Source organism: Actinacidiphila sp. bgisy144, from assembly GCF_057708105.1.
On the sequence record NZ_JBYIRM010000003.1, the window covers coordinates 276,835 to 292,045 of the forward strand.

General features: G+C 75.7%; 1 pseudogene. It reads right to left on the minus strand.

Going from position 1 to position 15,211, the window contains the following annotated elements:
* Positions 1–153 precede the first annotated feature (153 nt).
* Positions 154–15,084 (minus strand): annotated as a pseudogene (locus AC3EVP_RS05710) (SDR family NAD(P)-dependent oxidoreductase); the annotation flags it as partial.
* Between the last annotated feature and the right edge of the window lie 127 nt (positions 15,085–15,211).

Here is a 15,211-nt window from a genome sequence, read left to right on the forward strand (position 1 = left end):
GCTTGCCTGCGTCCCGCACCACGGCATGCCGCACCGAGGAGCGAGAACCGGTCGGACGTCGGTTTCTCCCGGATGTCCGGGAACCTCTCACCGGTCTTCGGGAGTGCCTTCCCGAAGGGCGGCCGCAAGCTCACCGAGCAGGAACTCCGCGATGGCTTCCGGCATATAGAGGTCATAGACGAAGCCCTCCGGGAGTGTAAGTCCAGTCAGCTCGTTCATCCTTTCCCGCAGTTGAACGGCCGACATGGAGGTCATACCGAGTTCGAAGACATCGGCGTACTGCGGTACGGCGTCGCAGGTGTCGTATCCGAGGAGCACCGCGATCTCCTGCCGGACCAGCTCGCTCAGCAGTTCCTGGCGCTCCGCCGGGGTGACTTCGGCCAGGCGCTGCCGCCAGTGCGCGCCGCCGTCGGGCGCGCCCTGCTCCCCCGCGCCGTCGCCGCTGTTCGCGGGAGTGCCGGCGGGACTGCCGGAAGGCCCGGCGGCGGGCCCGGCGGGGGCGTCTGCGGCGCTCTCGCGGCGCCAGGCGGCCAGCCGCTCCAGTACGGCGCCCAGCGGCATGTCCGCCCGCAACGGCTCGCCCGCGCCGAGAAGTTCGGTCAGCGCGGCCATGTCCTGCTCGGCCAGCGCGGCCCAGAACCGCTGCTCGCCGGGCGAGGCCGCACCGGCGGCGGACGGTGCGGGAGCAGCCGGGGTGGCCGGTGCGGCCGGGGGCTGCGGCCAGTACCGCTGCCGCTGGAAGGCGTACGTGGGCAGGTCGACCCGGCGTCCGCCGCCCAGCACCGCCGCCCAGTCCACGCTGACGCCCCGCACGTACAGCGCGGCCAGCGCCGAGGTGAACGTCCGCAGCCCGCTCTCCGCGCCGCGCAGGGTCGCGGTGACGACGGGGGCGCCCTCGCGGTCGCCCGCGCCGCGCTCCACGGCCGCCGCGGCCTGCGCCAGGGCGGCGGTCACCTGCGGGTCGGGGCCGACCTCGACGTACGCGCCGTACCCCGCTGCCACCAGCGCCTGGGCCAACGCGTCCGCGGGAAGGGCGGGTTCCTCCCGCGCGTCGGGCAGCCAGTGCCCGCCGTCCAGGGCGCCGCCGTCCACCCAGTCCATGGCGCGGGTGGAGAACAGTGGCACCGTCCCGGCCCGCGGGCGCACCGCGGCGGCGCGGTCGCCGGGCCGCGCGGCCAGTTCCGCCGCCTCCTCAGTGGTCAGCACGCCGGCCACCTGGGCGGCGGCGATCTCGCCGACGCCGTGCCCGGCGACCGCGGCCGGGTGCACACCCGCGGAGCGCCACAGCGCGGCGAGCGACACCAGCACCGCCCACAGCAGGGGACGGCGGACCCGCGGATCGCCGAGCGCGGGGCTGTCGTCGCCGGCCCGCAGCACCTCGGCCGCCTTCCAGTCGACATACGGCGCCAACGCCCGCTCGCAGTCGGCGATCCGGTCGGCGAAGACCGGCGACCGGTCCAGCAGCGCCGCCGCGGCGTCGAACCGCAGGGCGCCGGCGAGGTCCGCGCCGCCGCCGGTACCCGCGGTGTCGCCGGGGAAGACGAACAGCGCCTTGCGGCCCGCCGTGGCGCAGCCGGTTGCCACGTCCCTGGTCTGCACCCCGGCGGCGGCCACCGCGAGGCCCGCCAGCAGCGCGTCCCGGTCCGCGCCCTGCAGCACCGCGCGGTGGTCGAAGGCGGTGCGGGTGGTGGCCAGCGAGAACGCGACGTCCAGGGCGTCCGCCTCGGGGTGGGCGAGCAGGAACTCGCGCAGCCGGGCCGCCTGGGCCCGCAGCGCCTCGGGGGTGCGGGCGGACAGCGGCAACGGCAGGGCCGGCAGCGGCCCGGGGCCGGCCGGGCGGTCCGGCGCGGCAGCGCGCGCCGGCCCCGCGGGAGCCCCGGCGGGCGGCACGGGGGCCTCTTCGAGGATGACGTGGGCGTTGGTGCCGCTGATCCCGAACGAGGAGACGCCCGCGCGGCGGGGCCGGTCCGCGGCGCGCCACGGCACGGGGTCGGTGAGCAGCCGCACCTCACCGGAGGCCCAGTCCACGTGCGGGGACGGCGCGTCCACGTGCAAGGTGCGGGGCAACTGCTCGTGCCGCAGCGCCAGCACCATCTTGATGACGCCGGCGACACCGGCGGCGGCCTGGGTGTGGCCGATGTTGGACTTGATCGAGCCCAGCCACAGCGGCCGGTCCTCGGGGCGGTCCTGGCCGTAGGTGGCCAGCAGCGCCTGCGCCTCGATGGGGTCGCCGAGCCGGGTGCCGGTGCCGTGGGCCTCCACCGCGTCGACGTCGGCGGGCGTGAGGGCCGCGTTGGCCAGCGCGGCGCGGATGACGCGCTGCTGGGCGGGGCCGTTGGGGGCGGTCAGGCCGTTGGACGCGCCGTCCTGGTTGATGGCCGAGCCGCGCAGCACCGCCAGGACCGGGTGCCCGTTGCGGCGGGCGTCCGACAGCCGCTCGACCACGAGCATCCCGGCGCCCTCGGCGAAGCCGGTGCCGTCGGCCGCCGCGGCGAACGCCTTGCAGCGGCCGTCGGCGGCCAGACCGCGCTGCCGGGAGAACTCCACGAAGGTGCCGGGGGTGGCCATGACCGTCACCCCGCCGGCCAGGGCGAGTGAGCACTCCCCCGCCCGCAGCGACTGCGCGGCCAGGTGCAGCGCCACCAGCGCCGACGAGCAGGCGGTGTCCACGGTGACGGCCGGGCCCTCCAGCCCGAAGCTGTAGGCGAGGCGGCCCGACAGGATGCTGGTGGCGATCCCCGTCATCAGGTGCCCCTCGGACTCGCTGTCGCCGTGGGCGAGCACGCTCATCTCGTAGCCGGAGGTGTAGCCGCCGACGAAGGTGCCGGTGGGGCTGGAGCGCAGCGTGGACGGGTCGATGCCGGACCGTTCGAACGCCTCCCAGGACAGTTCCAGCAGCAGCCGCTGCTGCGGGTCCATGGCCAGCGCCTCGCGCGGGCTGATCTCGAAGAAGCCGGCGTCGAAGGCGCTGGCGTCCTGCACGAACCCGCCGGCCCTGGTGTAGGAGGTGCCGCTGTGCGCGGCGTCCGGGTCGTACAGCCCCGCCAGGTCCCAGCCGCGGTCGGTGGGGAACTCCGAGATCGCGTCGGCGCCTTCGGCGAGAGTGCGCCACAGGTCCTCGGGGCTCGCCATGCCGCCGGGGAAGCGGCAGCTCATGCCGACGATGGCGATCGGGTCGTCCTGCGGCGCGGCCTGCGCCGGGGCGGGGGCGGTCGCGGTGCGCGGGCCGGGGGCCGCGGCGTCGGCAGTGTCGGCGAGGCGGCCGCGGAGGTGGCCGGCGAGCGCGGCCGGGGTGGGGTAGTCGAAGACGAGCGTGGCGGGCAGCCGCAGACCGGTCGCGCTGCTCAGCCGGTTGCGCAACTGGACGGCGGTGAGCGAGTCGAAACCGAGGTCGGTGAAGGCGCGGCCCGGCTCGACCGCCTCCGCCGAGGCGTGTCCCAGGACCGCGGCGACATGGGCCCGCACCAAATTCAGCAGCAGTTCGTCGCGTTCGGCGGCGGGCAGCGCGGCCAGTTGCCGCTGGAGCGGGTCCGCGCCGCTGTCGCCGGCTCCGGCGGCGCTGCGGCGTCCGGTGCCCGCGGTGACCAGCGCCCGCCACAGCGGCGGCACCTCGGCGGCGGTGGCCGCCTGGGCGCGCAGGGCCGCCAGGTCCAGGCGGGACGGCACGAGCAGCGCCTCGTCCCGGTTCAGGCAGTGGTCCAGCAGGCCGAGGGCCTCCCGGGCGCTGAGCCCGACCGCGCCGCCGCGGGACATGCGGGAGCGGTCGGCGTCCGTCAACTGCCCGGTGAGGCCGCTGGTGTCCGCCCACAGGCCCCAGGCCAGCGACGTGCCGGGCAGCCCGGCGGCCCTGCGGTCGGCGGCGAGCGCGTCGAGGAAGGCGTTGGCGGCCACGTAGTTGCCCTGCCCGGGCACCCCGAACGCCGCCGCCGAGGACGAGAACAGCACGAAGTCCTCGAGGCCGGGGGCGAGTTCCCGGGTGAGCTCGTGGAGGTTCCAGGCACCGCCGGCCTTGGGGCGCATCACGCCCGCCACCCGCTCGGGGGTCAGCGAGGCCAGCGTGCCGTCGTCCAGCACCCCGGCGGTGTGCACCACGGTCCGCAAGCCGGCCCGCGTCGGCACCGCGGCGAGCACGGCGGCCAGGTCGCCGCGGTCGGCGGTGTCGCACGCCACCACCTCGACGGCCGCGCCCGACCCGGCGATGTCCGCGGCCAGTTCGGCCGCACCGGCGGCGCCGGGACCCGACCGGCTGGTCAGCACTAGGTGGTCTGCCCGGCCCGTCGCCGCCAGGTGGCGCGCCACCAGCCCGCCGAGCGTGCCCGTCCCGCCGGTGACCAGCGCGCAGCGGGCACCGGACTCCTCCGGCCGCGGCAGGCCCGCGGCCGGCTCGGCGGCGCGGTCCGCGGGGCGTTCAACTGCCGTCGTGGCGCGGGATGGACGGGTCAGCCGCCGCCCGTGGACGGCGCCGCCGCGGATCGCCAGGTCGGGCTCCCCGCTGCCCAGGGCCTCGGGCAGCAGGGCGATCTGCTCCGCGGTGCCCTGGGCCGGGAGGTCCACGAGGACCAGCCGGTCCGGGTGCTCGGCCTGCGCGGACCGCGCCAGACCGGCGAGCGCGGCGGCCGACAGGTCCGGTACGCCCTCGGCGGCCGTGACGGCGGCCCCGCCGCGGGTCAGCAGCACCAGGCGGGTATCGTTCAGGTGCTCCTCGGCCAGCCACTCCTGCAACAGGCGCAGCGTCCCGCCCGTGGCGCGGGTCGCGGCCGCCGCCGGGTCGCTGCTGCCGTCGTCCTCGGCCCCGGCACAGGTCACGACGACGGCGGGCCGGTACTCCCCGCCCGCCACCGCGGCGGCGACATCGCCGGGCGTGGCGAAGCTCCGCGGCGCCGTCCCCGCGCTGCCGAGCGCCTCGGCGGCACCGAAGCGGTCGGCGCCGAGCAGCGCCCACTCCCCGGCCGGGGGCCGCGCCCCGGCCAGTCGGACCCACTCCACGGTGAACAGGGCGTCCAGCGCGGCGCTGTCGGGGGCGGCGAGGCGGCCGTCGGCCACCGGGCGGGTGATGAGCGACGCGACGGATACCACGGGCTGCCCCGTCGGGTCCGCGGCGGTGAGGGACAGTACGCCGTCGGGGTCGCGGCGCAGCCGGGCGCGGAGCACCGAGGCGCCGGAGGCGTGCAGTTCGACGCCCGTCCAGGCGAACGGCAGCCGCACCGGCCCGGGTTCGGCCGGAGCGTCCGCGCCGTGCAGGACCCCGGCGTGCAGGACCGCGTCGAGCAGCGCGGGGTGCAGGCCGAAGGCGGCCGCGTCCTGCGCCGCTTCCTCGGGGAGCGCCACCTCGGCGAAGACATCCCCGCCGCGCCGCCACGCCGCCCGCAGGCCCTGGAACGCCGGGCCGTAGCCGTACGGGCCCTCGTTCGCGGCCTCGTACAGTCCGGAGACGTCCACGGCCGCGGCCCCGGCAGGCGGCCATATCGCGAAGTCCTCGTCGGCATCGGCGAGTTCGACGGCTGGCGCGAGCAGGCCGCTCGCGTGCTGCGTCCAGCCCTGCGCGGAGTCGGCGGTGGCGGCGGGGTCGGCGTTGTCGGGGCGGGAGAACACCTCGACGGTCCGGCGGCCCTCGGTGTCCGCCTCGGCGAGCACCACTTGGAGCCGGACTCCCGAACCGTCGGCGGGCAGGACGAGCGGCGTCTGAAGCGTCAGCTCCTCCAGCACCCCGCAGCCCACCTGGTCACCGGCGCGCACGGCCAACTCCACGAAGCCCGTACCGGGCAGCAGCACCACGCCGCCCACGGCGTGATCCGCCAGCCAGGGATGGGTCCGCACCGACAGGCGGCCGGTGCACACCAGCCCCGCGCCGCCCGCGAGTTCGACGGCCGCGCCCAGCAGCGGGTGGCCCACCGCCCCGAGACCGAGGGCAGCCGGGTCACCGCTGGGGGCGACGCCGGCCGCCTTCGGCCAGAACCACTCGTGCTGGAAGGCGTACGTCGGCAGCTCTACCAGGTCACCGGCGGGCAGGACAGTGCGCCACTCGACCGGCGCGCCGTGGACATACGCCTCGGCGAACGAGGCGAGCAGGCGCTCCGCGCCGCCGTCGTCGCGGCGCAACGTCGGGCAGACGGCGGCGGGTTCGGCGCCCGGGCCCGCTTCCCGCGCGACCTCTTCGAGGGTGTCGTTCATGGCACCCATCAGGACGGGATGCGGGGTGACCTCGACGAAGAGCTGGTGGCCGTGGTCCGCCAACGTCCGCACCGCACGGTCGAAATGGACCGTCGCACGGAGACTACGGAACCAGTAACCGGCGTCCAACTCCTCACCGTTCAGGGTCTCGCCAGTCATCGCCGACACCATCGGAACCCGGCCGCGACGGGGGGTGATCCCGGCCAGGACCGACCTGATCTCGTCCTCCAGGCGGTCCACCTGCGCCGAGTGGGACGCGTAATCCACCGCCACCATCCGCGCCCGGACACCCTCGGCCTCGAACTCCGCCTTCAACTCCTCCAGAGCTGCGGGCTCACCCGACACCACCACCACCGAAGGCCCATTGACCGCCGCCAACGCCACGGTGTCCCCGAACCGGGCCAAGCGCTCCTCGACCTCGCCCGCGGACCGGCTCACCGACAGCATCCCGCCCGCACCCGCCAACACCTTCAACGACTGCGACCGCAACGCCACCACACGGGCACCGTCCTCCAGCGACAGCATCCCGGCGACCGTGGCCGCCGCGATCTCACCCTGCGAGTGACCCACGACAGCCTCGGGCGCGACACCGGCGGCTTCCCAGACCGCGGCCAGCGACACCATCACCGCCCACAACGCCGGCTGCACCACATCAGCCGCCTCCAACGCCGGAGCACCCTCAGCACCCGCCAACACCTCATGCAGCGACCACTCCACATACGGCGCCAAAGCCGCCGCACACTCCGCCAACCGAGCCGCGAACACCGGCGACACCGACGCCAGCTCACGCCCCATCCCCACCCACTGCGACCCCTGACCCGCGAACGCGAACACCGGACGCCCCGCGGCACGCGCCGTACCCGACACCACCGCACCCGACGGCACACCCGCCGCCAAACTCTCCAACCCGCCCACCAACGCGGCCCGGTCACCACCGACCACCACCGCCCGGTGCTCGAAAGCAGAACGCGTCACCGCCAACGACCACGCCACGTCCGCGGGTTGCAGCTCGGGGCGCTCGTCGACCCACTCCCGCAGCCGCTCCGCCTGCGCGGCCAGTCCCGCCGCCGAACGGCCCGACACCAGCCACGCACCAGCACGGTCGCCCGACAGCACCGGCAGCCCGCCCGCCATGCCGTCGGGCTCCGAAGCGGCCGCCTCGGCCTCCTCGGGCTCCGGCGCCGGGGCCTCCTCCAGGATGACGTGCGCGTTGGTGCCGCTCAGGCCGAAGGAGGACACCCCGGCCCGCCGTACGCGCTCCCCGCCGGGCCACGGCACCGGTTCCGTCAGCAGCCGGACCTCCCCGGCGCTCCAGTCCACGTGCGGGGAGGGCTCGTCGGCGTGCAGGGTGCGGGGCAGCGCACCGTGCTGCAACGCCAGCACCATCTTGATCACGCCGGCGACACCGGCGGCGGCCTGCGTGTGGCCGATGTTGGACTTCACCGAGCCCAGCAGCAGCGGCCGCCCTTCGGGACGGTCCTGGCCGTAGGTGGCCAGCAGCGCCTGCGCCTCGATCGGGTCACCCAACGTCGTACCGGTGCCGTGCGCCTCCACCACGTCCACATCGGCCGTGCTCAGGCCGGAGTTGGCGAGCGCCGCCCGGATCACGCGCTGCTGCGAGGGGCCGTTGGGCGCCGTGAGGCCGTTGGACGCGCCGTCCTGGTTGACCGCAGAACCCCGCAGCACCGCAAGGACCTTGTGGCCCTTGCGCCGCGCGTCCGAGAGCCGTTCGACCACGAGCATGCCCGTGCCCTCGGCGAAGCCCATGCCGTCGGCGCCGGCGCCAAACGCCTTGCACCGGCCGTCCACGGCCAGGCCGCGCTGCTGGCTGAACCCGATGATGCCGTCCGGGGTGGAGATGATCGTGGTGCCGCCCGCGAGGGCCAGGGAGCACTCCCCGGCCCGGACCGCCTGGGCGGCGAGGTGCAGCGCGACGAGGGACGACGAGCAGGCCGTGTCCACCGTCACCGCGGGGCCCTCCAGGCCGAGCGCGTAGGAGATCCGGCCGGACAGGACGCTGGTGGCGAAGCCGGTGGTGGCGTTGCCCTCGCTGCCGTCGCCCGCGGCGGCCAGGCCGATGCCGTAGGCCGAGGCGAAGCCGCCGACGAAGACGCCGGTCTGGCTGCCGCGCAGCGACGACGGGTCGATGCCGGCCCGCTCCAGCGCCTCCCAGGAGGTCTCCAGGATCTGCCGCTGCTGCGGGTCCATGGCCAGCGCCTCGCGCGGGCTGATCCCGAAGAAGTCGGCGTCGAAGCCGCCGGCGTCCGCGACGAAGCCGCCGTCGGTCGCGTAGGAGGTGCCCACGCTGTCGGGGTCCGGGTCGTAGAGGCCGTCGATGTCCCAGCCGCGGTCCTCGGGGAAGCGGGCGACGGCGTCCTTCCCGTCGGCGAGCAGCCGCCAGAACGCGTCGGGGTCGTTGGCGTCGCCGGGGAAGCGGCAGGCGAGGCCGACGATGGCGAGCGGGTCGCCGGAAGCGGCCTGGACGGTGGGGAGTTGGGGCGCCGCCGCGGCCTGCCCGTCGCCTTCGCCGTCGCCGATGATGCGGGACCGCAGGTGGCCGGCGAGCGCGAGCGGGTTGGGGTAGTCGAAGACGAGGGTGGCGGGCAGCCGCAGCCCGGTCGCCGTGGTGAGGCGGTTGCGCAGTTCGACGGCGGTGAGCGAGTCGAAGCCGAGGTCGGTGAAGGCGCGGCCGGGATCGACCGCCTCCGCCGAGGCGTGCCCGAGGACGGCCGCGACATGGGTGCGGACCAGGCCGGTCAGCAGCCGTGTCCGGTCCTGCTCCGGGAGGCCGGCCAGTTGCTGGTGCAGCGCGTCGGCGCTGCCGCCGCCGGCACCGGCGGCGGTCCGCCGTCCGGCGCCGACCAGCGCCCGCCACAGCGGCGGGATCTCCGCGCTCCGGGCTGCCTGGGCGCGCAGTCCCGCCAGGTCGAGCCGGGACGGCACCAGCGCCGCCTCGTCGGCGGCCAGGCCGAGGTCCAGCAGCGCCATGCCTTCCTGCGCGCTCAGCGCGAGGGCGCCGTTGCGGGACATGCGAGACCGGTCGGCGTCCGTCAACTGCCCGGTGAGGCCGCTGGCGTCGGCCCACAGGCCCCAGCCCAGCGCGACGCCGGGCAGTCCGGCGGCGCGGCGCTCGGCGGCGAGCGCGTCGAGGAAGGCGTTGGCGGCCACGTAGTTGCCCTGCCCGGGCACCCCGAACGCCGCCGCCGAGGACGAGAACAGCACGAAGTCCTCAAGGTTGGGGGCGAGTTCCCGGGTGAGCTCGTGGAGGTTCCAGGCACCGTCCGCCTTCGGCCGCAGCACCGTGGTGAGGCGCTCCGGAGTCAGCGACGCCACGGTGCCGTCGTCCAGCACGCCGGAGGTGTGGACCACGGTCCGCAGCGGGCGGCCGGCCAGGACGGCGGCGGTCGCCTCACGGTCGGCGACGTCGCAGGCCACGACGTCCACCGCGGCGCCGGATTCGGCGAGTTGCGCGGCCAGCGCCGCCGCTCCCTTGGCCGCGGGGCCCGAACGGCTGGTCAGCAGCAGCGCGTCCGCCCGGCCGGTGGTGGCCAGGTGGTGTGCGACCAGGCCACCCAACGTGCCGGTGCCGCCGGTGACCAGCGCCGTACGGGCGGCGCGCGGGGCCGGTTGCGGGGGCCGAGCCGCGGAGAGGTGCGCGGACAGGAGCGCGGGCAGGGTCAGGACGATCTTCCCGGTGTGCCGGGCGTGCTGCATGTGGCGGAAGGCGTCCGGCGCCCTGCGTACGTCCCAGGCCCGCAGCGGCAGCGGCCGCAACTCGCCCCTGGCCAGCAGCTCCACGATCCCTTCGAGCATGGCACCCAGCGCGACGGGTCCCGCCTCCCCGAGGTCGAACGCCCGGTAGCGGACGCCCGGCAGTTCCCCGGCCACCTTGTCGGAGTCGCGGACGTCGGTGCGTCCCATCTCCACGAAGCTGCCACCGCGCGGCAGCAACCGCAGTGAGGCGTCGGTGAGTTCACCGGCCAGCGAGTTCACCACGATGTCCACACCGGCCCCGTCGGTGGCCGCCAGGAACGCCGCCTCGAACCCGGCATCACGCGACGATGCCCGGTGCGCCTCGTCGATGCCCATCCCCGCCAGCACCGGCCACTTCGCCGGGCTCGCCGTGGCGAACACCTCAAGGCCGAGATACCGCGCCAGTTGCACCGCCGCCATGCCCACACCACCGGCGGCCGCGTGCACCAGCACCCGCTGCCCCGACTTCGCGTCGGCCAACTCCACCAGCGCGTACCAGGCCGTCAGGAACGCGGTCGGCACCGACGCCGCCTCGGCGAGGGTCCACGCGTCGGGGACGCGGACCAGCTGGCGGGCGTCGGTGACGAGGGACGGTCCGAAGCCGCCCTGCGCGACGCCCATCACCCGGTCACCGGGGGCGAGGCGGTCGACGCCTTCACCGACCTCCACCACGGTGCCGGCGATCTCGCTGCCCATCACGCCGCCGCCGGGATACATCCCCAGCGCGATCAGCACATCGCGGAAGTTCAGCCCCGCGGCGCCCACCGCGACCCGCACCTGCCCCGCCGCCGGTGCCGCCAAGGCCTCCGGGACAGCGACCGCCGACAGGCCCGCGAGCGAACCGCCCGCGTCCGGCTCCAGCCGCCACGGCCCCTCCGGCACCACCAGCGCCCCCGAAGGACGCGTCAGCCGGCGCCCGTACACCTTGCCGTCCCGGACCGCCACTTCGGACTCCCCGGCGGCGACGGCCTGCGGGAGTACGGCGGCCTGCTCAGCGGCGCGGGTGGCCGGGAGGTCGACCAGCAGGAGCCGGGCGTCCGGGTTCTCCGACTGCGCCGAGCGCACCAGCCCGGAGACGGCGGCGGCCGGCAGGTCGGCGACGCCCTCTCCGGCGGAGACCGCGGTGGCCCCGCGGGTGAGGAGCACCAGCCGGGCGTCGCCGAGCCGTTCCTCGGCCAGCCACTGCTGGAGCAGGCGCAGGGTCTCCGCGGTCGCACCGGCCGCGGCCCGGGCCGGGTCCGTGTCCTGCGCGGCGCCCGCGGCGCAGGACAGGACGACGGCGGGCGCGATGTCCCCCGCCTCGACGGCGGCGGCCAGTTCGTCCAGGTCGGGGAAGGTCCGCACCGCCGTGCCGGACCGCGCCAACACCTCGGCGGCGCCGTGCCGGTCGGCGCCGAGCAGGACCCACCCGCCGGCCGCCGTCTCACCGGCCGCCATCTCACCGGCCGCCGCCTCGCCGCTGGTGATCGGCGTCCAGGCGACGCTGAACAGCGCGTCGGCCACGGCGGCACCCGCGGAGCCGAGGTGGTCCGCGGCCATCGGGCGGGTGACGAGGGAGGCCACGGAGAGCACCGGGCGGCCCTCCGGGTCGGCGGTGCGCACGGTCAGGGTGCCGTCGGCGTCGCGGCGCAGGCGGGCGCGGAGCACCGAGGCGCCGGAGGCGTGCAGTTCGACGCCGGTCCAGGCGAACGGCAGCCGCACCTCGTCGGCGGCGCCCTCGGCGCTGCCGCCCGTCAGGAACGCGGCGTGCAGGACGGCGTCGAGCAGGGCGGGGTGCAGGCCGAAGGCGGCCGCGTCCTGCGCCACTTCCTCGGGGAGCGCCACCTCGGCGAAGACGTCCTCGCCGCGCCGCCACGCCGCGCGCAGGCCCTGGAACGCCGGGCCGTAGCCGTACGGGCCCTCGTTCGCGGCCTGGTAGAGACCGGAGACGTCGACGGCCGCGGCCCCGCGGGGCGGCCAGACGGCGAAGTCCGCGTCGGCCGCCGCGGGTTGCGCGGCGGGCGCGAGCAGGCCGCTCGCGTGCCGGGTCCACACCTGCGTCAGGTCCGGCGTGTCGGGGCGGGAGAACACCTCGACGGTACGGCGGTCGTCCGTGCCGGCGCCGGCCAGCACCACCTGGATCTGGACGGCGCCACCGTCGGCGGGGAGCGTCAGCGGCGTCTGGAGGGTGAGTTCCTCCAGCAGGCCGCAGCCGACCTGGTCGCCGGCGCGGACCGCCAGTTCGACGTAGGCCGTGCCGGGCAGCAGCACCACGCCGCCGACGGCGTGGTCGGCCAGCCACGGATGGGTGCGCACCGACAGGCGGCCGGTGCACACCGTGCCCGTCCCGCCGGCCAGTTCGACGGCCGCGCCCAGCAGCGGATGGTCCACCGCCCTGAGTCCGAGGGCCGCCGGGTCACCGCTGGGGGCGGCCCCGGTCGCCTTCGGCCAGAACCACTCGTGCTGGAAGGCGTACGTCGGCAGCTCTACCAGGTCACCGGCGGGCAGGACGGACGTCCAGTCCACGGGGGCGCCGGCCGTGAACGCCTCGGCGAGCGAGGTCAGCAGGCGTTCGGTGCCGCCGTGGTCGCGGCGCAACGTCGGGCAGACGGCGGCGGGTTCAGCGCCGTGACCGGCCTCCTGGGCCACGTCCTCCAGGGTGTCGTTCATGGCACCCATCAGGACCGGGTGCGGAGTGACCTCGACGAAGAGCTGGTGGCCGCGGGCCGCCAACGTCCGCACGGCACGGTCGAAATGGACCGTCGCACGGAGACTCCGGAACCAGTAACCGGCATCCAACTCCTCACCGGTCAGCGTCTCCCCGGTCATCGCCGACACCATGGGCACCCGGCCCCGACGAGGGTTGATGCCCGCCAGGACGGACGTGATCTCGTCCTCCAGGCGGTCCACCTGCGCCGAATGGGAGGCGTAGTCCACCGCCACCATCCGCGCCCGGACGCCCTCGGCCTCGAACTCCGCCTTCAACTCCTCCAACGCACCCGGCTCACCCGACACCACCACCGCCGAAGGCCCGTTCACCGCCGCCAGAGCCACGGTGTCCCCGAACCGGACCAACCGCTCCTCAACCTGCGCGGCAGACCTGCTCACCGACAGCATCCCGCCCGCACCCGCCAACACCTTCAACGACTGCGACCGCAACGCCACCACACGCGCGCCATCCTCCAACGACAGCATCCCCGCCACCGTCGCCGCCGCGATCTCACCCTGCGAGTGACCCACCACCGCCTCGGGAGCAACACCGGCCGCCTCCCACACCGCCGCCAAAGACACCATCACCGCCCACAACGCCGGCTGCACCACATCAGCCGCCTCCAACGCCGGAGCACCCTCAGCCCCCGCCAACACCTCATCGAGCGACCACTCCACATACGGCGCCAACGCCGCCGCACACTCCGCAAGGCGAGCCGCGAACACCGGCGACACACCCGCCAGTTCACGGCCCATCCCCACCCACTGCGACCCCTGACCCGCGAACGCGAACACCGGGCGTACCTCCGCACGCCCCACCCCCGACACCACCGCACCCGACGGCACACCCGCCGCGAGACTCACCAGACCGTTCACCAGGTCGGCCCGGTCACCACCCACCACCACCGCCCGGTGCTTGAACACCGACCGGGCCGCCGCCAACGACCACGCCACATCTGCCGGTTCGAGATGCGGACGCCCGTCGACCCACTCCCGCAACCGCTCCGCCTGCGCGGCCAACCCCGCCGCCGAACGGGCGCTGACGACCCACGCCCGCGCACCGGAGACGACCTGCGGCGCGGCCGGGGCGGTGTCGGTGTCCGCTTCCTCGGTCTGCGCCGGGGCCTCCTCCAGCACCACGTGGGCGTTGGTGCCGCTGAGGCCGAAGGAGGAGACGCCGGCCCGCCGTACGCGCTCCCCGCCGGGCCACGGCACCGGTTCCGTCAGCAGCCGGACGTCCCCGGCGCTCCAGTCCACGTGCGGGGAGGGCTCGTCGGCGTGCAAGGTCTGCGGCAGCTGCTCGTGCTGGAGCGCCAGCACCATCTTGATGACACCGGCGACACCGGCGGCCTGCTGGGCGTGGCCGATGTTGGACTTCACCGACCCCAGCCACATCGGACGGCCCTCGGGACGGTCCTGGCCGTAGGTGGCCAGCAGCGCCTGCGCCTCGATCGGGTCGCCCAGCGTCGTGCCGGTGCCGTGCGCCTCCACCGCGTCCACGTCCGCGGTGGTCAGGTGGGCGCCGGCCAGCGCCGCGCGGATGACGCGCTGCTGCGAGGGGCCGTTGGGGGCGGTGAGCCCGTTGGACGCGCCGTCCTGGTTGACCGCCGAACCGCGCACCACCGCGAGGACCTTGTGGCCGTTGCGCCGGGCGTCCGACAGCCGCTCCAGGACGAGCATGCCGGCGCCCTCGCCCATGCCCATGCCGTCGGCGTCGGCGGAGAACGCCTTGCACCGGCCGTCCGCGGCCAGGCCGCTCTGGCGGGAGAAGCCGATGAGCCCGACGGGGGACGCCATGACGGTGGCGCCGCCGGCGAGCGCCAGCGAGCACTCCCCCGACCGCAGGGCCTGGGCGGCCAGGTGCAGCGCGACGAGGGACGACGAGCAGGCGGTGTCCACCGACACCGCGGGCCCCTGCAACCCGAGCAGGTAGGAGATGCGCCCCGACATCACGCTGACCGCGCCACCGGTCATCAGGTGCCAGTACAGGTCGTCGGTGTGCAGGGCCGGGTTGGCGTGGTAGTCGGAGGAGGCGACGCCGACGAACACGCCGGTCTGGGAGCCGCGGAGCGAGGTGGGCGACACCCCGGCGCGCTCCAGCGCCTCCCAGGACGTCTCCAGCAGCAGCCGCTGCTGCGGGTCCATCGCCAGCGCCTCGCGCGGGCTGATCCCGAAGAAGTCGGCGTCGAAGCCGCCGACGTCCTGGAGGAAGCCGCCCTCGGCCACGGGCGAGGCGTCCGGGTGGTCCGGGTCGGGGTCGTGGACGCTGTCGGCGTTCCAGCCCCGGTCGGTGGGGAAGCCGGAGATGGCGTCCCCGCCGGCGGACAGCAGCCGCCAGAGGTCCTCGGGCGTGCTGACCCCGCCCGGGTACCGGCAGCTCATGCCGACGATCGCCAGCGGTTCCGACGCCGCCGAGACGAGCCGGCGGTTCTGCTGCCGCAGCCGCTCGGTCTCCTTCACGGAGGCACGCAGCGCTTCCAGGAGCTTGTCAGCCTGTCCGGTCATCGCTGCCTCCACGCATCGCACATCACCCATGTCCTTCGCGGCGCCGTCCGCGGTGTCCTCTCCGGCGTCGTCCGCGCCCGCACTCCGCGCGCCC